Genomic DNA, 18,830 nt, shown 5'->3' with positions numbered 1-18,830 from the left:
TTCCGCGCTCACCGAAGCGCAGGAGACCGTCGATGGATACCGCCCTCACCCCCGCCGTGGAGCGCATCGCGCGCGTGCTGGCCGGGCAGCGCATCAGCGCGAACGCGCACGGGCAGGAGGAATCCGCCGCCGACCTGATCGAGCAATCGTGGCGCGATTATCGCGACGATGCGGTGGCGGTGCTCCATACGCTCCGCGCGCCCAGCGAGGCGATGGCGGCGGCCGGCGACGCCGCCGTGTGGGAGCGCATGGTGCTCGCCGCGCTGGACGAGGCGAAGCCCGGCATCGTCATGTAGCCGCACTGCACTTCGCCCGACCCCCGTCGCCTTGGTCCCCGCCTATACCGGCGGTCGCCGTCGCTCCAGCGACCACGACACCGCCAGCATGGCAAGGCCACCCAGCGCCAGCGCGGCGCCCACCCATCCGGTGGAGGTCCAGCCGTAACCCGCCGCGATGGCGAGCCCGCCCAGCCAGGGGCCCAGCGCATTGGCGGTGTTGAACGCCGAGTGGTTCAGCGCCGCCGCCAGCGCCTGCGCGTCCCCGGCGACGTCCATCAGCCGCGTCTGCAACACGGTGCCGAGCGCACCGCCGATGCCGATCGCCAGCATGGCGACGATTACCGTCGCGAACGTGCCCGCGGCGAGCGGCCACAGCGCCAGCGCCACCGCGCTCCACACGAGCAGCCCCGCCGCGGTCGGCAGCAGCGCCCGGTCGGCGAGCCGCGGCAGGATCAGATTGCCCGCGGTCATGCCGATACCGAACGCCATCAGCGCCACCGGCACCAGGCGGGGGCCGACGTGCGTCACGGCCGCCATGGTGTCGGCGAGATAGGTGTAGACCGCGAACAGCCCGCCGAAGCCGATCGCGCCGACACCCAGCGTCAGCCACACCTGCGCCCGCTTCAGCGCGGCGAGTTCACGCAACGGGCTGGCATCGGGATCGGCGCGGCCGCGCGGCGCGAAGGCGGCGACCAGCACCGCGGTCAATCCGGCCAGCGCGGCGACGACGAGGAAGGCCGATCGCCACCCGGCGACCTGCCCCAGCACATTGGCGAGCGGCACGCCGACGATCGTCGCGACGGTGAGGCCCAGCAGCACCCGCGCCACCGCCTGCGTCCGCTTTCCATGATCGACCAGCGACGCCGCAACCAGCGTGGCGATGCCGAAATAGGCTCCGTGCGGCAGCCCGCTGAGGAAGCGGAAGGCCAGCATCCAGCCGTAGCCCGGCGCGAAGGCGGACAGCGCATTGCCGAGCGCGAACAGCGTCATCAGCACGATCAGCAGCGTCCGCTTCGCCATCCGCGCGCCCAGCACCGCCAGCGTCGGCGCGCCGACCACCACGCCCAGCGCATAGGCGCTGATGACGTGCCCTGCGGTGGGCGCATCGACGGCGAGGTCCCGCGCCATGTCCGGCAGCAGGCTCATCGTCGCGAACTCGGTGGTGCCGATCGCGAACCCGCCGACAGCGAGGGACAAATGGATCAGGCCGACCGGCGCCTGTGGCCGATCGGCGATGGCGGTGGCCATGGCGCGCTCCCGATGTTCGATTATCGCGCTCTAGCTGGCCATGCTGCGGTGCAGCGTCAACCCTTCCGAGAGAGAGGGGCCCGGCCCGACCTCTTTACGCCAGCACGCGCAGCCACTCCTCCTCCGGCGCGCGGGCGCTGCGCGTCAGGTTGGCCGGATCGTCCGCGTCCTCGTAGCCGATCGCGACGCCGCAGAAGAGCATCCGCTCGTCCGGCACGTCGAGGAAGGCCTCCACCGTCTTCGGATACACCGCCCAGCATTCCTGCGGACAGGTGGCGAGGCCGTGCTCGACGGCCAGCAGCATCAGGTTCTGCAGGTACATGCCCAGGTCCGACCATTGCGGCGGCCCCATGCGGCGGTCGACCGTGACGAAATAGGCGGCCGGCGCGCCGAAGAACTGGAAGTTGCGCGCGAACCAGATCGCGCGCGCCTTCTTGTCCTCGCGCGGGATGCCCAGGCGGCCGTACATCTCCTCGCCGATGGCGAAGGTGCGCTGGCGATAGCGGTCGTCCATCTCGCGCGGGTAGATGTCGTAGCCCGGCGTCTCCGTCTCGCGCCGCTCGATCTTGCCCGCCATGATCGCCTTCAGCCGGGCCATGCTGTCGCCGTGGACGATGTCGACGTGCCACGGCTGGATGTTGCCTCCTGTCGCCGCGCGCGCGGCGCGGACCGCCAGTTCCTTCAGCAGCGCCGGATCGACCTCCCGGTCGAGGAACCCGCGCACCGACCGGCGCGCCACGATCGCCTCTGCCACATCCATTCGCCTCTCCACCTCTTGCCGTTCGCGTCAATTCGCGCCATCAGTAGCGGGGATAACAGTTGTTATGGAGAGTCGGAAGATGGCCGAGGCCTATATCGTCGAAGCGGTGCGGACGGCGGGCGGACGCCGCGGCGGGAAGCTCGCCGGCGTGCACCCGGTCGATCTCGCCGCGCAGGTCCTGGACGCGGTGATCGAACGCTCGGGCATCCCCGGCGAGGCGGTGGACGACGTGGTGATGGGCTGCGTCAGCCAGGGCGGCGAGCAGGCCGGGCAGGTCGGCCGCAACGCGGTGCTGGCCGCGAAGAAGCTGCCGCAATCGACCCCCGCGGTCACGATCGACCGCCAGTGCGGCTCCAGCCAGCAGGCGATCCAGTTCGCGGCGCAGGCGGTGATGAGCGGCACGCAGGACGTGGTGATCGCCGCCGGCGTTGAGAGCATGACGCGCGTGCCGATGGGCTCCACCTTCAAGCTGTTCTATGACGCCGGCCTCGGCAAGAACAAGTCGCCGGGGCTGGAGGAGAAATATCCGAACATCCAGTTCAGTCAGTTCGCCGGCGCGGAAATGATCGCCAAGAAGTTCGGCTTCACGCGCGAGGACCTCGACGACTATTCGCTGAAGAGCCACCAGAAGGCGGTGGCCGCCACGCAGGGTGGCAAGTTCAAGGACGAGATCGTGCCCGTCACCGTCGACGGCGAGCCGCACGGCAGCGACGAGGGGATCCGATATGACGCGTCCGCGGAGGGCATGGCGGGCGTGAAGAAGCTGTCCGAGACGGGCGTCATCACCGCCGCCTCCTCCTCGCAGATCTGCGACGGCGCGTCGGCAGTGCTGATCGTCAGCGGCGAGGCGCTGGCCAAATACGGTCTGAAGCCGCTGGCGAAGATCGTGAACCTCACCGTCACCGCGGGCGATCCGGTGGTGATGCTGGAAGAGCCGCTGTACGCCACGGACAAGGCGCTGAGCCGCGCCGGTCTCAAGATCGAGGACATCGACCTCTACGAGGTGAACGAGGCGTTTGCGCCGGTGCCGCTGGCGTGGCTGAAGCACACGGGGGCCGACCCGCAGAAGCTGAACGTGAACGGCGGCGCCATCGCGCTCGGCCACCCGCTCGGCGCCAGCGGCACCAAGCTGATGGCGACGCTGGTCCACGAACTGAAGCGCCGCGGCGGCCGCTACGGCCTGCAGACGATGTGCGAGGGCGGGGGCGTCGCCAACGTCACGATCATCGAGAATTGCGACTGGCAGGGCGAGGACGCGAAGGCGGCCTGAATTTCAGAACGATCACAACACCGTCACCCCGGGCTCGTCCCGGGGTCCAGGGCCATGGGCGGGGTCGCCCGTGGCTCTGGATGCCGGGACGAGCCCGGCATGACGATCATCGAGAGGGGACATCATGAAGCTCGACAACACCGTATCCGCCGTCATCACCGGCGGCGCCTCCGGCCTCGGTGCCGCCACCGCCCGCGCGCTCGCCGCGAAGGGCGTGAAGGTGGCGCTGTTCGACCTCAACGAGGAGAAGGGCGAGGCGCTGGCGCAGGAACTGGGCGGCGTGTTCTGCAAGGTGAACGTGACCGACGAGGCGTCGGTCGATGCCGGGTTCGAGAAGGCGCGCGCCGCCATCGGGCAGGAGCGCATCCTGGTGAATTGCGCGGGCACGGGCAATGCGATCAAGACCGCCAGCCGATCGAAGGAGGACGGCAGCATCAAGCACTTCCCGCTCGACGCCTTCAACGCGATCATCCAGATCAACCTGGTCGGCACCTTCCGCTGCATCGCCAAGTCGGCGGCGGGCATGCTGACGCTGGATCCGACCGAGGACGGCGATCGCGGCGCGATCGTCAACACCGCGTCGGTCGCGGCGGAGGACGGGCAGATCGGCCAGGCGGCCTATTCGGCGTCCAAAGGCGGCGTCGTCGGCATGACCCTGCCGATCGCGCGCGACCTGATGGGCGAGGCGATCCGCGTCAACACGATCCTGCCCGGCATCTTCAACACGCCGCTGCTGGCCGCCGCGCCGCAGAACGTGAAGGATGCGCTGGGCGCGCAGGTGCCTTTTCCCAAGCGGCTCGGCAATCCGGAGGAATATGCCAGCCTTGCGCTCACGATGATCGAGAACGGGTACTTCAACGGCGAGGACGTGCGCCTGGACGGCGCGATCCGCATGGCGCCGCGCTGATCCCGACGGCTCCCGGCGCACGTCGCCGGGGGCCGGCACCTGCCGATGGCCCGCCCCTCCGCAAACCGCCTGTCGATCGACCGGTATCCGCTGCGCTCGGCCATGCCGACGCGGTTCCAGGATCTCGACCCGATGAACCATCTGAACAACGTGGCGATCGCCGCGCTGTTCGAGGATGCGCGGGTGCGCTTCAACCGTGCGCTCGGCCGGCTGAACCAGCCCGGCGGCTTCCGCGCCGTGGTGGCGATGAACGCGGTGAACTACCTCGCCGAAGGAAGCTATCCCGAGGAGGTGGAGGTGGGCGTCGGCACGGGTCACATCGGCACGCGATCCTACGAGATCCTGGCGGTGATGATGCAGGACGGCCGCGCCATCGCCACCAACGACGCGGTCATCGTCGTCACCGACCCGCGCGACGGCATTCCGGCGGACTATCGCGCCGCGCTGGAGGCGCACCGGTTCCGGCCGGACTGAGCCACTCCGTGGCCGGTCGCGTCAGCCTCGCGGCGGATCCTCGCCATCGGCGATGCGACGGACGCGGGCGGTGAAATCGGCGTCGGACCGGCGCATCCGGCGGCGCATCGCCCCGCCGATGCCGCCGAAGCCCAGGATCATCAGCCCCCACGTGGCCGGCTCGGGCAGGCGGCCGACCGCGCGCATCAACGCGTCGAGCGGCCCCGGCTCGGCCGTGGCGTAGCTCTCGTTCTCGCCCAGGGCGGCGATCTCCTGCTCCAGCGCGTCGGTGGACGGCGAGGCGGCGGCATGGTCGATCGCGATGCCGTGCCCGCCCGCTGCCTGTTCCTCCCACACCACCGACCCGGCGCCGCGCGGCGCCGCGACGCTGGCGAGGGCGGGAGCGGGGGCGCGCGCGCAGACCAGCGCCAGCGCCATCCGCCGGGCCGTCACCGTCCTGCGCTCACCTGCGGTCGCCATGCGCCCCCATTAATCCACCGTTAAGCGCGGTGGAAGGGGGAAGGCGGCGGCGACGGCGTCCCCCGCGGGGACGACGGACGATCGACGACGTCAGTCGACGAAGCGCGGCGCGCGCTTCGCCATGTTGGCGGCCACCGACTCGCGCTGATTGGGCGTGCCCATCAGCCTCACCTGCTCCTCGCTCTCCGCCAGCAGGATCGACGCCGTGTCGCCGTCGTGCAGCCCGGCGAACAGCCGCTTCGCCCCGCGCACCGCGTGCGGGTTGCGCCCGGCGATCTCGCGCGCGATCGCCATGGCGCGCTCGAACGGCGCCTCGTCCAAGTGCGTCACCAGGCCGTAGCCGTGCGCGTCGGCGGCGGTGAACTCGCGGCTGGTATACACAAGCTCGCGCAGCACGTCTTCCCGCCCCAGCCCACGCCACAGCGCGAACCCGCCCATGTCGGGCACGAGGCCCCAGTACGTCTCGCGGATCGCCATGCGCGTGGCGGGATGCGCGATGCGGATGTCGGCGCCGGACAGCAGCTGGAAGCCGCCGCCCATCGCCACGCCGTGCACGGCGGCGATCACCGGCATCGGCAGGTCGCGCCATCCGGTGCACACATATTGCGCGCTGTTCGACCGGCCGTGGCTGCGTTCCGACAGCTTCAGGCCCGATCCGCCGCCCGCCATGCTGGCCATGTCCAGCCCAGCGCAGAAGGCGCGACCCTCGCCCGACAGCACGACGACGCGCGCGTCGGTGCGCGCCGCCAGCGCGTCGATCGCCTCCGCCAGCGCGGCGAACATCGCGGGGTCGAGCGCGTTCATCTTGTCCGCGCGCGTCAGCCGCACGTCGGCGATCCCGTCCGCCACGGTGATGGAGACCCGGTCGGTCATGCGTCGCTCTCCCTCGCTAAGTCGATCGTTTTGCCGTGCCTAGCCCGGCGGGTCGGGCGCCGCAACCAGCCGGTAGCCGCGCGCCCGATCGGTGCGCAGCATCGCGAAGGGCGCGCCGCGGTCCAGCCGGGCGCGCAGCCGCGACACCTGCACCGCCAGCACGTTGGTGCCCGGCGCGAAGCGCAGGCCGAAGACCGCGCGGTGCAGCTCCGCGTGCGGCACCGTGCGCCCCGCCCGCCGCGCGAGATGGGCGAGCAGCGCGTACTCGCGCGGCAGCAGCGCCAGCGCGCGGCCGTCGCGCCAGCCCGCGCGCGCCACGGGATCGAGCACCAGCGGCCCCACCGCCACCACGCCCCGCGCGCGCAGCAGCCGCGCGGCGCGGCTGGCGATCAGCGCGTCGGGCGCGCCGACGGCGACCGCGTCCGCCGCGTCGCCGTCGTCCAGCGCCGCCGCCTCCGCCGCGGCGTCGGCCGCCACCGCCAGCAGCGCCGCGCCCGCGTGCCGCCACTCGCCCAGCGCCTCGGCGGGGACCACCAGCACCGCGTCGCCCGCACCGATCCCGCGCGCCGCCAGCGCCGCCGCCACCCCCGGCCGATCGATCAGCACGCGCACCCCCACGCGCGGCGTCCTACGACGCGGCCGCATCCTCCGCGCGGCCGGGCTTCTCCGAAACGGAGCGGTCGGCCAGCCACGCCCGGGCCATCCGCGCGACCGCGGGGTCGACATCGTCGCACGCGCGCTCGAACGCCGACGGATCGTCCAGCGCGGCAAGCGCGGTGGCGCGCATCCGCGGCATCGGGTGGCGCGCCGCCAGGTCGCGCGCCAGTCCCTCGCCCGCCGCGCCGCCCAGTTCCACCGCCAGCGTCACCAGCGCCTCGGACGGGGCGATGCTCAGCGTCTCGACCACCTGGTCGCGCTCGACGTCGAAGCGATACTGGTCGCGCCACTGCTGCGCGCGGTCGGTACCGAGGACGTTGAGCGAGACGGAGAAGGCGTCGGGCGGCAGCTGGCGGTGGACGTCGCGGTGCGCGCGATAGAGCATCAGCTTGCCGGGCGTCAGCCGCGATCGCTCCTCGAACACCAGTCCCGCGCGCTCCCCCGGCAGCCGCGCGGCGCCGTCGCTGGCATAATCGTCGCTCCAATAACCGGGGCCGAGATAGCCGTAGGTGAGGAAGGAGAAATTGTGGTCGTGCGCCACGTCGTAGAAGAACGGCGCGGTGCCGCCCGCGCGCACCACCGCATCCTCGCGCGCGGGCCAGAAATTGGCGCGCAGCGCGAAGCGGGCGCGCGGCGGGGCGAGCAGCAGCACCTGCGCCCCGTAGCCGGCGGCGGACTGGCCGGCGAAGCGCCGCTCCAGCTCGGCCATCGCCAGGTCGGACAGGAAGCGCCGGTTGCGCCCGAGCCGCGCCAGCCACGGCCCCATGGCGGCGAACCCGTCCTCGTCGCGCGGATCGAAGCGCTCTGTCTCCAGTGCGTCGATCAGCTCGCCCAGCTCGATCGACTCGCCCCCTTCGGCCTCGATCACGCGCGGCACAGGCGCGCCTCCACCATCGGCAGCGTCGCGGCGGCGGCGGCCCGCACCTCCGCATTCGTGTCGGTCGCGGCCATCGTGCGCAACCGCGGCGCGGCGGCCGCGGCGTCGAGCGCCAGCCACTCGCGCATCGCCGCCCAGCGCAGGTGGAAGGCGGCATGGTGCGTGGCCACCTCGAAGCACGGCGCGGCGTCGATGCGGCCCGACAGCCGCAGCAGCGTCAGCAGCATGCGCGCGCGCGACCCCGCCTCGTCGTTGCTCGCCACGCGGCGCAGCGCGCCCGTGGCGCGATCGTACTCGCGCGTCAGGCCCGCGCGGCCCGCGCGCGGCGCCACCGTCAGCGTCACGACGTCGCGCTCCGCCCCCTCGATCAGGTAGGCGCGGCGGCGGCCGTCGAGCGTCACGATCGCGCCGTCGAACAGCGGCCGCGGCGCCAGCGCGACGGCTGGCGGCGCGTCGGCGGCGGCGAAATCGGCCCCCGCCTCTCCCGCATCCCCCGCATCCCCCGCACCCCACGCCAGCAGCGTCGCCGCGCCCGCGCGATGGTAGCGCGTCACCGACACGCGTCCCGACACCGCCAGCGTCGTCGCGGGCGGCCGTGCGCGCAGCACCGCGGCGGAGATGACCGACGCGACGAGGATCGCGTGCGCTCCTTGCGCCAGCACCGCGCTGGTGCGCAGCGGATCGCGCGCGGCGCGCAGCGGCGGCTCGGCGAAGGGATCGTCGGCCAGTGCCGCGATCCACGGCGCCAAGAGCGGCGCGACCCACCACGGATCGGCCAGCAGCTGCCGGGCGGGCGCGACCAGCGCCTCCGGCTCATCCTCGCCCACCGCGGCCAGCGCGTCGCGCACCGCCCGTCCCGCGGCGTCCGGCGTCACGGCAACAGCGGGCTGTTCTTCGCGATGACGACGATCGCGACCGTGTATTCGTAGGTGCCGTCCGCCACCTGCTCCAGCGCGCGGATGGCGCCGCAATTGGCGACCTGCGTGCCCAGGTCGACGATCTGCGCGATGTCGATGCCCCGAATGTCCATGCCGTCCCCCTCCTCGCTACGGCGCCGATCCTGGCCCGCGATGCCGGCGCGGCGTGAGTTACAACGCTGCAATGTTGCACCGCGGCGCGGCGGGTGTAGGGGGAGGCGGATGGACTATGATCCCTCGACCATGCCGGTGGCGGCCATCGCGGACCATCGCTTCGGCGGCCACAGCGGGCGGCTGGGAATCCGCTTCCACGCGCGCGGCGAGGGCTGGATCGAGCTGGCGCTGCCGTGGCGCGCGGACATGGTGGGCGACGAGGAGACGGGCGTGCTCGCGTCCGGTCCGATCATCGCGACCATGGACGTGGCGACCAGCCTGGCGGTGTGGAACCGCACCGGCGCCTTCGCGCCGCACGCCACGCTGGACCTGCGGATCGACTATCTGCGCCCCGCGCGCCCGCACGCGACCGTCATCGGCCGTGCCGAGTGCCTGCGCGTGGCGCGCTCGATCGCCTTTACCCGCGGCATCGCGCACGACGGCGATCCGGCCGATCCGATCGCGCACGTCGCCGCCACCTTCATGGTGCCGAGCGGCACCTATCCGCGGACGGCGACGGGGACGGCGTCGTGAAGCTGCCCCCCTATGCCGCGTTGCTGGGCGTTGCAGCGGAGAGGGCCGAGGACGGGTCGCCCGTGATCGTGATGCCATTCGGCGAGGACGTGCTGGGGCGCCCCGGCTTCCTGCAGGGCGGCGCGATCTCCGGCCTGCTGGAGGTGGCCGCCATCGCCGCGCTGCGCCACGCGCTGGAGAACGAGGGGGGCGCCGAGCCGTCGCCGCGGATCAAGCCGATCAACGCCACCGTCGACTTCATGCGCGGCGGGCGCGACCACGACACGCGCGCGATCGGCATCGTCACCCGGCTGGGCAACCGCGTCGCCAACGTCGAAGCGCTGGCGTGGCAGGACGACCGCACCCGCCCGATCGCGGCGGCGCGGATGAACTACCTGATCGAGCGAGAGGGATAGACGGGGAGGGCGCGCCCGCGGCTACGCCGGGTCCAGCCGGATCAGCCGCCCGCCCGCGCCGTCCTCCAGCACGAAGATCGCGCCGTCGGGCGCCTGCTCCACCTCCCTGATCCGCGCTCCCAGCGGAATGCGCGCCACCTCGCTGGCACCGCCGCCGGTCACGCGCACGCGCACCAGCCCCTGCGCGGTCAGGCCGGCGAGGACGAAGTCGCCGTCCCAGCCGGCGAACATCGTGCCGCGATACTGGATCATCCCGCCCGGCGAGATCACCGGGGTCCAGCTGACCAGCGGCGCCGCGACCGCCGGGTTGGTCGCGTGCCGCGGATAGGCCGCGCCGCCGTAGCGGCTTCCCTCCGACACCGCGTCCCAGCCGTAGTTGGCGCCGCGCCGGACCAGGTTGAACTCGTCGCCGCCCTCCGGCCCCATCTCGCTCTCGAACAGCCGCCCGTCGTCGGCGAAGACCAGACCGTAGGGATTGCGGTGGCCGTAGGACCAGATCTCGCCCTTCGCGCCCGCGGTGCCGGTGAACGGATTGTCCGCCGGCACGCTGCCGTCCAGGTTCAGGCGGATCACCTTGCCCAGCGTCTTCGTCAGGTCCTGCGCCGGCGAGCCCTGCTGGCGCTCGCCCGCGGTCACGAACAGCTTGCCGTCGGGCGAGAAGGCGATGCGCCCGCCGAAATGACCGTCCCCGGACACCTTCGGGTCCTGCCGCCAGACGACCGTCACGTCGGAGAGCGAGCCGCGCCCGTCCGCCGCGATGGTCAGCGTACCGCGCGCCACCGCCAGCCCCTTGCCGCCGCTGCCCGCCTCGGCATAGCTCCACCACACCCGCCGGTTGCCGGCGTGGCCCGGATCGAGCGCGACGTCGAGGAGGCCGCCCTGCCCGCCCGCCGCCACCGCGGGCAGGCCGGACACCGACGTCACCACTCCCGCGGTCGTCACCAGCCGCAGCGTGCCCGCCTTCTCCGTCACCAGCAGGCGGCCATCGGGCAGGAACGCCATGGCCCAGGGATTGTCGAACGTCGCCACGTTCGTCCGCCGCACCGCACCCGTGCTGGTCGCCGTCGGGCTGGGCAGCGGCGCGGGGGACGCGCTGGCGGTGGGGCTGGGCAGCGCGGACACGGTGGGCGCCGGCGCGGGCGTGTCGCTGCCGCCGTCGTCGTCGCCGCCGCAGGACGCGAGCACCGCCAGCGCGAGCGCGCCCGTGCCCAGCGCGGCGAGCCGGCCGCGCGTCACCTTGCCGCCCCCGCCGTTCCCGCCCCCGCCGTCCCGGCCGGCATCCCCGTGGCGGGCGTCAGCTTCAGCAGCCGGCCCTGCGATTCGCGCCCGCCGTCCTCCAGCACGTAGATCGCGCCGTCCGGCCCCTGCTCCACCTCCCTGATCCGCGCGCCCATGTCGAACTGGTCTCCCTTGCTCGCGTTCGTGCCGTTCAGGTCGACGCGCACCAGCGCCTTGGACGACAGGCCGCCGATGAAGGCATCGCCTTTCCACTGCGGGAACAGGTCGCCGGAGTAGATCATCAGCCCGCCGGGCGAGATGACCGGGTTCCACCACACCTTGGGCGCCTCGTAGCCGTCGCCGGGGGCGTGGTCCGGAATGGGGCGGCCATCGTAATGGTCGCCGTTGGAGACGTTGGGATAGCCGTAGTTGCGGCCGGGCAGGATCAGGTTGACCTCATCCCCGCCCTTGGGCCCCATCTCCTGTTCCCAAAGGTTGCCCTGCGCGTCGAAGGCGATACCCAGCAGGTTGCGGTGGCCATAGGACCAGACCTCCGGCTTGAAGCCCTGCGCGGCCAGCGGGTTGCCCGGCGCGGGCTTTCCGTCGAGCGTCAGGCGCAGCACCTTGCCCAGCACGCCGGACTTGTCCTGCGCGGGCGTGAACTTCTGCCGCTCGCCCGCGGTGAAGAACAGAGACTTGCCGTCGGGCGCGAAGGCGATGCGGCCCGAGTAATGGCCGTCGCCCTCCACCAGCGGATAGGCGCGGTAGATCGCCTCGATCTGCCGCAGCCGCTCGCCGCCCGCCGCCAGGTCCAGCACCGCGCGGGCCAGCACCACGCCCTTGCCGCCCTGTCCGGCGGCGGAATAGCTGAAGTAGACCTGCCGGTTCTGCGCGAATCCGGGCGCCAGCACGACGTCCATCAGCCCGCCCTGTCCCGCCGCATCGACCGGGACCGTCGCCACCGTGCGGCGCTGCCTGCCGTCGGCGGAGACGAGCAGCATCTCGCCCTTCTTCTCCGTCACCAGCATCCGACCGTCGGGCAGGAAGGTCATCGCCCAGGGCGCGTCGAAGTCGGCCACCGGGGTCATCGCGAAGGGGCGCGCGCCGGTGGCGGCCGGCGCGGCGTCTCCGCCCTGCGGCGCAGCGGAGCAGGCGGCGGGGATGGCGAAGGCGGCGAGGAGGGCGAGGCGACGGATCAAGGCGGACCCCTTTGTTTTTCGTGACCAATGTCAAAGCCGGCCGGGGCGCATGGTTCCCGCGCGCGGCCCCGCTCGCGCCCGCTTGCGGCGCGAACGCAGCCGCGCTATATCGCCCGTGCTTTCTCTTACATCGCCAGATGCAAGGGGCTGCGGGGCCTGCCCCGCGGCGCGAAACCGCTTTGTTGCGAAAAGGCCCGTCTTGACCGACCAGAATGCGCTCACCACGCTGATCGAACCCGAAGCCGCCGCGCTCGGCTTCGACCTCGTGCGCGTGCGGTTGTTCGGCAAGGGCGACGAGCGCACCTTGCAGGTGATGGCCGAGCGGCCCGACACGCGCCAGCTGACGATCGACGACTGCGCCGACCTGTCGCGCCGCCTGTCCGACCGGCTCGACGCGCTGGAGGCGGAAGGGCGCGACCCGATCGAGGGGGCGTACCGGCTGGAGGTCTCCTCGCCGGGCATCGACCGCCCGCTCACCCGGCTGAAGGACTATGCCGACTGGGCCGGGCACGAAGCGCGCATCGTCCTGACCGAAGCGGTCGACGGGCAGAAACAGTTCAAGGGCGATCTCGAAGGCATCGACGCCGACGGGCAGATCGCGGTCCGCCATCCGCGCACCGGCGTGGTGGCGCACGTGCCCTTCGCCCTGATCGCCGATGCCAAGCTGGTGCTGACCGACCGGCTGATCGACGCCACCGTCCCGCTCTCGATGGAGGGAGCGGAAGAAGAGATAATCCAGGACACGTCCGCGGACGAAGAAGAGGAAACCCACTGAGATGGCCACGGGCGTCACCGCCAACCGTGCGGAGCTGATCGCGATCGCGAATTCGGTCGCCAGCGAGAAGATGATCGACAAGGCGATCGTCATCGAGGCGATGGAGGACGCGATCCAGCGCGCCGCCCGTACCCGCTACGGCCAGGAGATGGACATCCGCGCCAAGCTGGACGCCAACAACGGCGACCTGCGCCTGTGGCGCGTGGTCGAGGTGGTGGAGGAGGTCGACGACCTCTACAAGCAGGTGGACGTGAAGGGCGCGCAGAAGCTGCAGCCCGGCGCGGTGGTCGGCGACTATCTGGTCGATCCGCTGCCGCCGATCGAGTTCGGCCGCATCCAGGCGCAGGCCGCCAAGCAGACCATCTTCCAGAAGGTCCGCGACGCCGAGCGCGAGCGCCAGTACGAGGAGTTCAAGGACCGCGCGGGCGAGATCATCACCGGCGTCGTCAAGCGCGTGGAGTTCGGCCACATCGTCGTCGACCTGGGCCGCGCCGAGGGCGTCATCCGCCGCGACGCGCAGATCCCGCGCGAGGTCGTGCGCGTCAACGACCGCATCCGGTCGCTGATCCTGAAGGTGGTGCGCGAGAACCGCGGGCCGCAGATCTTCCTTTCCCGCGCGCATCCCGACTTCATGAAGAAGCTGTTCGCGCAGGAAGTGCCCGAGATCTACGACGGTATCATCGAGATCAAGGCGGCGGCGCGCGATCCCGGCAGCCGCGCGAAGATCGGCGTCATTTCGCACGACAGCAGCATCGACCCGGTCGGCGCCTGCGTCGGCATGAAGGGCAGCCGCGTCCAGGCCGTCGTGCAGGAGATGCAGGGCGAGAAGATCGACATCATCCCGTGGTCGCCCGACACCGCCACCTTCGTCGTCAACGCGCTGCAGCCCGCCAACGTGGCGCGCGTGGTGATCGACGAGGAAGAGGACCGGATCGAGGTGGTCGTGCCCGACGACCAGCTCTCCCTCGCCATCGGCCGCCGCGGCCAGAACGTGCGCCTCGCCAGCCAGCTGACCGGCAAGGGCATCGACATCCTGACCGAGGCGGACGCGAGCGAGAAGCGGCAGAAGGAGTTCACCGAGCGGACGGAGATGTTCCAGAACGAGCTGGACGTGGACGAGACGCTGGCGCAGCTGCTGGTCGCGGAAGGCTTCGGCGCGCTGGAAGAGGTCGCCTATGTCGAGCTCGACGAGCTGGCGGGTATCGAGGGCTTCGACGAGGACCTGGCGCAGGAACTGCAGAGCCGTGCCGCCGAGGCGCTGGAGCGCCGCGAGGCCGCCGACCGCGAGGAACGTCAGGGGCTGGGCGTCGAGGACGCGCTCGCCGAGCTGCCGTACCTCACCGAGGCGATGCTGGTGACGCTGGGCAAGGCGGGCATCAAGACGCTGGACGACCTCGCCGACCTCGCCACCGACGAACTGGTCGAGAAGAAGCGCGCCGAGCCGCGCCGCCGCAACGACGAGGCGCCGCGCCGCGACCGGCCGGAGAACAAGGGCGGCGTGCTGGGCGAGTACGGCCTGTCCGACGAGCAGGGCAACGAGATCATCATGGCCGCCCGCGCGCATTGGTTCGCCGACGAGGACGCCGCGCCGGTCGACGGGGCGGAGCAGCAGGAGGCCTGATGCCCTTCGTCTCGATCAGACTGGCAGGCGCGGCCAGCGCCGCGCAGAAGGCGGGGATCGTGGCCGACGTCACGACCTCGCTGGTCACGCGCCTGGGCAAGAACCCGGCCGCGGTGCAGGTCGTGATCGAGGAAGTGTCGCCGGAGAATTACGGCGCGGGCGGCGTACTGATCGCCGACCGCGACCGACCGAGGGAGGACGCGGATGCGGCACCCTCGCAATGACACGGTAGCGGCGCCGGGCAAGCCAACGAGCGGCATCGCTCGCCACCCTGGATCCCGGGACCAGCCCGGGATGACGGGACCGATCCGTCATGCCGGGCTGGTCCCGGCATCCAGGGCGTCAGGCGTCGCGGTCGGCTGGCATCGGCGGCAGACCCAGGTCGCCGGCAAGGTCTCGCCAGCGAGGATTGCCCGCCTCGATCAGGTTCAGCTTGTATCGCCGCGGCCATTTCTTGATCCGTTTCTCGGTGGCGATGGCGTCGAGCATCGTCTCGGCCATATCGAACCAGACGAGCCGGTGGACGCTGTAGCGAGTGGTGAACCCGGCAGAGGTGTCGTCGCGATGCTGCATCAGTCGCCCGACGAGGTTCGACGTGACGCCGACGTAGAGCGTGCCGTTGCGCCCGCTTGCCAGGATGTAGACGCACGGTTGCCGCTCCCTCATCCGACCCAGCGTGCGCTGCCCTGGATGCCGGGACAGGCCCGGCATGACGGACTTCATCATGACTGACCCCGTCCGCTCCTGCATCCTCACCCGCGACCGCGCCTCGCCCGATGCGCTGGTGCGGCTGGCGCTGGCGCCCGACGGCGCGGTGCTGCCCGACGTGCGCGGCAAGGCGCCCGGGCGCGGCGCGTGGATCGGGGTGACGCGTGCCGAGCTGGAGCAGGCGATCGCCAAGGGTCGGCTGCGCGGCGCCCTGTCGCGCGCGTTCAGGACGGGCGAGCTGACCATCGCCGAGGACCTGCCCGCCCGCATCGCCGCCGCGCTGGAGCGCAGCGCGCTCGATCGTCTTGGGCTGGAGGCCCGCGCGGGCAATCTCGCTACCGGGTCGGACCGGATCGAGCAGGCGGCGCGCGGCGGCAAGCTCCATGCGCTGTACCACGCCGCCGACGCGGGGGAGGACGGCGCGCGCAAGCTGGCGCAGGCGTGGCGCGTCGGTTCCGACCGCGAAGGATCCGACCTCAGGGGCTTGGCGCTGCCGGTCCCGCGCACCATATTGGGATTGGCGCTGGGACGTGAGAATGTGGTACACGTCGGCGTCATCGACCGTTCGGCAGCGACGCGCACCGGGGAAGCCCTGGCGCGCTGGCTGCGCTTTATCGGCCCTGAACTGACCTCCGCCCCTTGCGCACCGGCCGCGCAAGGCGCATCGGCGCCCGGTTTCGACCGGCCGGCGTCGACGATTCCCGGGGCCGCGACGACAGACGAGGATATTGAGTGAGCGAGACCGACAACGACAAGCCGAAACTCGGAATGCGCCAGCCGCTGGGGCTGAAGCGCACGGTCGAGACCGGCAAGGTGAAGCAGAGCTTCAGCCACGGCCGTAGCAATACGGTGGTGGTCGAGGTGAAGCGTCGCCGCGTGCTCGGTCCGCAGGGCGCCACGGCGGAGCCGACGCCGGCGCCCGCGCCCGCCGCGGCGCCGGCCCCTGCGCCGCAGCCGAGCGCCCCCGCGCCGCGCCCCGCCCCCGCCGGAGAGACCGCGCAGGAGCGGCAGACGCGCCTGCTGCGCGAGGCGGAGGAGCAGCGGATGCACGCGCTGGAGGATGCGCGCCGCCGTGAGGAGACGGAGAAGCAGCGCGCCGCCGAGGCCGCGGCCGAGCAGGCCGCGCGCCGCGCGGAGGAAAAGGCGCGTGCCGAGGCGGAAGCCGCCGCGCCGCCGCCGCCGCCGCCGCCTGCCCCGCCCGAAGCGGCACCGGCCGAGCCCGTGGCGGTTAAATCCGCACCGGTCGAGGCCGCGCCGGTGGCCAAGGCCGCGCCCGCGACGCCCGAGCCCGCACCCGCGCCCGCTCCGGTGGCGCAGACGCCTGCTCCCGCGCCCACCCCTGCCGCCCCGCCGCCGCCCCCGCCCGTGCTGGAGCTGGGTCGCGATCCCTCGATGCCTGCGCCGCGGCGCTTCTCGCCGGTGGCGCGTCCGGAGATCCCGAAGCCGCAGCCCAAGCCCGAGCCGAAGCCCGCTGCCGCGCCCGCCGCGGCGTCGGGCACCGCTTCGGGTGCCGGCGCCCCGCGCCCGCTTCCCGGTGGTTCGGCCACGCCGCGCAACGCCGCGCCGGCCGCGCGCCCGCAGCAGCGCGACCGCAAGTCGGAGGAGCGCCGTGGCGGCAAGCTGACCGTCAACCGCGCGCTGAACGAGGATGGCGCGCGCGCCCGCAGCCTCGCCGCGCTGAAGCGCGCGCGCGAGAAGGAGAAGCGCCACTACGGCGGCCCGCGCGAGCCGCAGGTGAAGCAGGTCCGCGACGTGCAGGTGCCCGAGGCGATCACCGTCCAGGAGCTCGCCAATCGCATGGCGGAGAAGGGCTCCGACCTGGTCAAGACGCTGTTCAAGATGGGCTCGCCCGTCACCATGACGCAGACGATCGACCAGGACACGGCCGAGCTGCTGGTGACCGAGTTCGGCCACAACATCGTCCGCGTCAGCGACAGCGACATCGACCTGGCGCTCGACACGACCGAGGACACGGAGGACCAGCTTCAGCCGCGTCCGCCGGTGGTGACGATCATGGGCCATGTCGACCACGGCAAGACCAGCCTGCTCGACGCGCTGCGCGGCACGGACGTGGTGCGCGGCGAGGCCGGCGGCATCACGCAGCACATCGGCGCCTATCAGGTGACGCTGAAGGACAAGTCGAAGATCACCTTCCTCGACACGCCCGGCCACGAGGCGTTCACCGCCATGCGCGCGCGCGGTGCCGACGTGACCGACATCGTCGTGCTGGTGGTGGCCGCGGACGACGGGCTGATGCCGCAGACGATCGAGGCGATCAACCATACCCGCGCCGCGGGCAAGCCGATGATCGTGGCGATCAACAAGATCGACAAGCCCGACGCCAACGCCCAGCGCGTGCGCGAGCGCCTGCTGTCCGAGGACGTGCAGGTCGAGAGCATGGGCGGCGAAACGCAGGACGTGGAGGTCTCCGCGCTGAAGAAGACCGGGCTGGACGAGCTGATCGAGAAGATCCAGCTCCAGGCCGAGCTGATGGAGCTGCGCGCCAATCCGGACCGCGACGCCGAGGGCATCGTCGTCGAGGCGAAGCTGGACAAGGGCCGCGGGCCGGTCGCCACGGTGCTGGTCACGCGCGGCACGCTGAAGGTCGGCGACGTGTTCGTCGTCGGCGCGGAGAGCGGCAAGGTGCGCGCGATCGTCGACGACAAGGGCCGTCCGCTGAAGTCGGCCTCGCCGTCGATGCCGGTGGAGGTGCTCGGCATCTCCGGCACGCCGTCGGCGGGCGACCAGCTGCAGGTGGTCGAGAACGAGGCGCGCGCGCGCGAGGTCGCCGAGTATCGCCAGGGCGTGCTGACGCACAAGCGCACCACGGCGGCGCCGGCGAGCCTGGAGAGCATGTTCTCCGCATTGGCGGCGAACAAGGCGATCGAGTACCCGCTGGTCGTCAAGGCCGACACGCAGGGCACCGTCGAGGCGATCGTCGCGGCGATCAACAAGATCAGCACCGACGACATCAAGGCGCGGATCCTGCACTCGGGCGTGGGCGGCATCACGGAGAGCGACGTGAACGTCGCCGCGGCGAGCGGCGCACCGATCATCGGCTTCAACGTGCGTCCGAACGCCAACGCGCGACAGATCGCCGAGCGGCACAAGGTGGCGTTGAAATATTACGACGTCATCTACGACCTGATCGACGAGATCCGCGCCGGCATGGCGGGCGAGCTCGGGCCGGAGGCGTTCGAGACCGTCGTGGGCCGCGCCGAGATCCGCGAGGTCTTCTCCGCGGGCAAGCACGGCAAGGCCGCGGGCCTGCTGGTGGTCGAGGGTGTCATTCGCAAGGCGCTCAAGGCCCGCATCACGCGCAACGACGTCATCATCTACCAGGGCGAGATCGCGTCGCTCCGCCGCTTCAAGGACGACGTCGCCGAGGTGCGCGCCGGCCTGGAGTGCGGCGTGACCTTCTCGCAGAACTTCACCGACATCCGCGGTGGGGATTATCTGGAGACGTACGAGGTCGAACTGCGCGAGCGGACGCTGTAGTCGGCGACG

At 72.0% G+C, this 18,830-nt stretch carries 21 protein-coding genes and 1 pseudogene; 11 read left to right on the top strand and 11 right to left on the bottom strand.

Annotated elements, in window-relative coordinates; all coding sequences use genetic code 11:
* Positions 1-32 precede the first annotated feature (32 nt).
* Positions 33-296 carry a hypothetical protein gene (locus HBH26_RS05345; protein ID WP_168133586.1) on the top strand — a complete coding sequence of 88 codons (264 nt, stop codon included), beginning with the start codon at positions 33-35 and terminating at the stop codon, positions 294-296.
* Between the two features lie 42 nt (positions 297-338).
* Here the strand turns inward: HBH26_RS05345 and HBH26_RS05340 are convergent, their stop codons facing one another.
* The gene (locus tag HBH26_RS05340; RefSeq protein WP_168133585.1) at positions 339-1,526 is read right to left on the bottom strand and encodes an MFS transporter; all 1,188 of its coding nucleotides are present in this window, start codon (positions 1,524-1,526) and stop codon (positions 339-341) included.
* 94 nt (positions 1,527-1,620) lie between these two features.
* Positions 1,621-2,286 carry a nitroreductase gene (locus HBH26_RS05335; protein ID WP_168133584.1) on the bottom strand — a complete coding sequence of 222 codons (666 nt, stop codon included), beginning with the start codon at positions 2,284-2,286 and terminating at the stop codon, positions 1,621-1,623.
* A gap of 79 nt (positions 2,287-2,365) precedes the next feature.
* Here HBH26_RS05335 and HBH26_RS05330 point away from each other — a divergent pair, with 79 nt between their 5' ends.
* The 3 genes from HBH26_RS05330 to HBH26_RS05320 all read left to right on the top strand — a co-directional run bounded on the left by HBH26_RS05330 (position 2,366) and on the right by HBH26_RS05320 (position 4,937).
* Positions 2,366-3,556, top strand: coding sequence for an acetyl-CoA C-acetyltransferase (locus tag HBH26_RS05330; RefSeq protein ID WP_168133583.1), 1,191 nt, complete (start codon positions 2,366-2,368; stop codon positions 3,554-3,556).
* A gap of 124 nt (positions 3,557-3,680) precedes the next feature.
* Positions 3,681-4,463 carry an SDR family NAD(P)-dependent oxidoreductase gene (locus tag HBH26_RS05325; RefSeq protein WP_168133582.1) on the top strand — a complete coding sequence of 261 codons (783 nt, stop codon included), beginning with the start codon at positions 3,681-3,683 and terminating at the stop codon, positions 4,461-4,463.
* 45 nt (positions 4,464-4,508) lie between these two features.
* The gene (locus HBH26_RS05320; RefSeq protein WP_168133581.1) at positions 4,509-4,937 is read left to right on the top strand and encodes an acyl-CoA thioesterase; all 429 of its coding nucleotides are present in this window, start codon (positions 4,509-4,511) and stop codon (positions 4,935-4,937) included.
* Positions 4,938-4,958: 21 nt separating this feature from the next.
* Here HBH26_RS05320 and HBH26_RS21290 read toward each other — a convergent pair.
* The 6 genes and pseudogenes from HBH26_RS21290 to HBH26_RS05290 all read right to left on the bottom strand — a co-directional run.
* Positions 4,959-5,111, bottom strand: a pseudogene (locus HBH26_RS21290) (PEPxxWA-CTERM sorting domain-containing protein); the annotation flags it as partial.
* 375 nt (positions 5,112-5,486) lie between these two features.
* Positions 5,487-6,269, bottom strand: coding sequence for a crotonase/enoyl-CoA hydratase family protein (locus HBH26_RS05310; protein ID WP_168133579.1), 783 nt, complete (start codon positions 6,267-6,269; stop codon positions 5,487-5,489).
* A 39-nt stretch (positions 6,270-6,308) separates the two neighbouring features.
* Positions 6,309-6,887: a winged helix-turn-helix domain-containing protein gene (locus HBH26_RS05305; RefSeq protein WP_168133578.1), complete on the bottom strand. Its 579-nt coding sequence runs from the start codon at positions 6,885-6,887 to the stop codon at positions 6,309-6,311.
* A gap of 10 nt (positions 6,888-6,897) precedes the next feature.
* Positions 6,898-7,803 (bottom strand): transposase, encoded by a 906-nt coding sequence (locus HBH26_RS05300; protein ID WP_168133577.1) that lies wholly within the window; start codon positions 7,801-7,803, stop codon positions 6,898-6,900.
* Positions 7,791-8,678 carry a hypothetical protein gene (locus HBH26_RS05295; protein WP_168133576.1) on the bottom strand — a complete coding sequence of 296 codons (888 nt, stop codon included), beginning with the start codon at positions 8,676-8,678 and terminating at the stop codon, positions 7,791-7,793. Before HBH26_RS05295 ends, HBH26_RS05300 begins: the two co-directional genes overlap by 13 nt.
* A complete protein-coding gene (locus HBH26_RS05290) occupies positions 8,675-8,833 on the bottom strand; it encodes a hypothetical protein (RefSeq protein ID WP_168133575.1) in 159 nt (52 codons plus the stop codon). The genes HBH26_RS05295 and HBH26_RS05290 overlap by 4 nt, the downstream gene beginning before the upstream one ends.
* A 109-nt stretch (positions 8,834-8,942) precedes the next feature.
* Between HBH26_RS05290 and HBH26_RS05285 the strand changes: the two genes are divergently transcribed.
* Entirely contained in the window at positions 8,943-9,407 is a 465-nt protein-coding gene (locus HBH26_RS05285) for a PaaI family thioesterase (RefSeq protein ID WP_239024593.1), read from the top strand.
* The gene (locus HBH26_RS05280; RefSeq protein ID WP_338057252.1) at positions 9,404-9,802 is read left to right on the top strand and encodes a PaaI family thioesterase; all 399 of its coding nucleotides are present in this window, start codon (positions 9,404-9,406) and stop codon (positions 9,800-9,802) included. Before HBH26_RS05285 ends, HBH26_RS05280 begins: the two co-directional genes overlap by 4 nt.
* A 21-nt stretch (positions 9,803-9,823) precedes the next feature.
* Here the strand turns inward: HBH26_RS05280 and HBH26_RS05275 are convergent, their stop codons facing one another.
* Together HBH26_RS05275 and HBH26_RS05270 are read right to left on the bottom strand one after the other, a co-directional pair.
* Positions 9,824-11,038, bottom strand: a complete 1,215-nt coding sequence (locus HBH26_RS05275; protein ID WP_338057251.1) for a PQQ-dependent sugar dehydrogenase — start codon at positions 11,036-11,038, stop codon at positions 9,824-9,826.
* A complete protein-coding gene (locus tag HBH26_RS05270) occupies positions 11,035-12,219 on the bottom strand; it encodes a PQQ-dependent sugar dehydrogenase (protein WP_168133574.1) in 1,185 nt (394 codons plus the stop codon). The genes HBH26_RS05275 and HBH26_RS05270 overlap by 4 nt, the downstream gene beginning before the upstream one ends.
* A 199-nt stretch (positions 12,220-12,418) precedes the next feature.
* Between HBH26_RS05270 and rimP the strand changes: the two genes are divergently transcribed.
* The 3 genes from rimP to HBH26_RS05255 are packed head-to-tail and all read left to right on the top strand — an operon-like array spanning position 12,419 to position 14,839.
* On the top strand, positions 12,419-12,994 hold the full coding sequence (rimP, locus tag HBH26_RS05265; RefSeq protein WP_239024592.1) for a ribosome maturation protein RimP: 576 nt from the start codon (positions 12,419-12,421) through the stop codon (positions 12,992-12,994).
* A gap of 1 nt (position 12,995) precedes the next feature.
* The gene (gene nusA / locus HBH26_RS05260; RefSeq protein ID WP_168133572.1) at positions 12,996-14,615 is read left to right on the top strand and encodes a transcription termination factor NusA; all 1,620 of its coding nucleotides are present in this window, start codon (positions 12,996-12,998) and stop codon (positions 14,613-14,615) included.
* Positions 14,615-14,839 carry a tautomerase family protein gene (locus HBH26_RS05255; protein WP_168133571.1) on the top strand — a complete coding sequence of 75 codons (225 nt, stop codon included), beginning with the start codon at positions 14,615-14,617 and terminating at the stop codon, positions 14,837-14,839. Before nusA ends, HBH26_RS05255 begins: the two co-directional genes overlap by 1 nt.
* Before the next feature lie 118 nt (positions 14,840-14,957).
* Here HBH26_RS05255 and HBH26_RS05250 read toward each other — a convergent pair whose 3' ends face one another.
* A complete protein-coding gene (locus tag HBH26_RS05250; protein WP_239024591.1) occupies positions 14,958-15,326 on the bottom strand; it encodes a GIY-YIG nuclease family protein in 369 nt (122 codons plus the stop codon).
* A 13-nt stretch (positions 15,327-15,339) separates the two neighbouring features.
* On the opposite strand from HBH26_RS05250, the gene HBH26_RS05245 reads away from it, so the two are divergent.
* Together HBH26_RS05245 and infB are read left to right on the top strand one after the other, a co-directional pair.
* On the top strand, positions 15,340-16,059 hold the full coding sequence (locus HBH26_RS05245; protein WP_168133570.1) for a DUF448 domain-containing protein: 720 nt from the start codon (positions 15,340-15,342) through the stop codon (positions 16,057-16,059).
* Positions 16,056-18,821: a translation initiation factor IF-2 gene (gene infB / locus HBH26_RS05240; protein WP_168133569.1), complete on the top strand. Its 2,766-nt coding sequence runs from the start codon at positions 16,056-16,058 to the stop codon at positions 18,819-18,821. Before HBH26_RS05245 ends, infB begins: the two co-directional genes overlap by 4 nt.
* Positions 18,822-18,830 lie beyond the last annotated feature (9 nt).

Source organism: Sphingomonas corticis (assembly GCF_012035195.1).
Classification (GTDB): Bacteria; Pseudomonadota; Alphaproteobacteria; order Sphingomonadales; family Sphingomonadaceae; genus Sphingomonas; species Sphingomonas corticis.
The sequence above is the reverse complement of the archived record's forward strand: the minus strand, read 5'-3'. Positions and strand labels throughout refer to the sequence as shown.

What these genes read in the sequence shown, in the direction of transcription:
- HBH26_RS05345 (WP_168133586.1), top strand. Translation starts at nt 33, where the DNA reads ATGGATACCGCCCTCACCCCCGCCGTGGAGCGCATCGCGCGCGTGCTG.
- HBH26_RS05340 (WP_168133585.1), bottom strand. Translation starts at nt 1,526, where the DNA reads ATGGCCACCGCCATCGCCGATCGGCCACAGGCGCCGGTCGGCCTGATC.
- HBH26_RS05335 (WP_168133584.1), bottom strand. Translation starts at nt 2,286, where the DNA reads ATGGATGTGGCAGAGGCGATCGTGGCGCGCCGGTCGGTGCGCGGGTTC.
- HBH26_RS05330 (WP_168133583.1), top strand. Translation starts at nt 2,366, where the DNA reads ATGGCCGAGGCCTATATCGTCGAAGCGGTGCGGACGGCGGGCGGACGC.
- HBH26_RS05325 (WP_168133582.1), top strand. Translation starts at nt 3,681, where the DNA reads ATGAAGCTCGACAACACCGTATCCGCCGTCATCACCGGCGGCGCCTCC.
- HBH26_RS05320 (WP_168133581.1), top strand. Translation starts at nt 4,509, where the DNA reads ATGGCCCGCCCCTCCGCAAACCGCCTGTCGATCGACCGGTATCCGCTG.
- HBH26_RS05310 (WP_168133579.1), bottom strand. Translation starts at nt 6,269, where the DNA reads ATGACCGACCGGGTCTCCATCACCGTGGCGGACGGGATCGCCGACGTG.
- HBH26_RS05290 (WP_168133575.1), bottom strand. Translation starts at nt 8,833, where the DNA reads ATGGACATTCGGGGCATCGACATCGCGCAGATCGTCGACCTGGGCACG.
- HBH26_RS05285 (WP_239024593.1), top strand. Translation starts at nt 8,943, where the DNA reads ATGGACTATGATCCCTCGACCATGCCGGTGGCGGCCATCGCGGACCAT.
- nusA (WP_168133572.1), top strand. Translation starts at nt 12,996, where the DNA reads ATGGCCACGGGCGTCACCGCCAACCGTGCGGAGCTGATCGCGATCGCG.
- HBH26_RS05255 (WP_168133571.1), top strand. Translation starts at nt 14,615, where the DNA reads ATGCCCTTCGTCTCGATCAGACTGGCAGGCGCGGCCAGCGCCGCGCAG.
- HBH26_RS05250 (WP_239024591.1), bottom strand. Translation starts at nt 15,326, where the DNA reads ATGCCGGGCCTGTCCCGGCATCCAGGGCAGCGCACGCTGGGTCGGATG.
- HBH26_RS05245 (WP_168133570.1), top strand. Translation starts at nt 15,340, where the DNA reads ATGACTGACCCCGTCCGCTCCTGCATCCTCACCCGCGACCGCGCCTCG.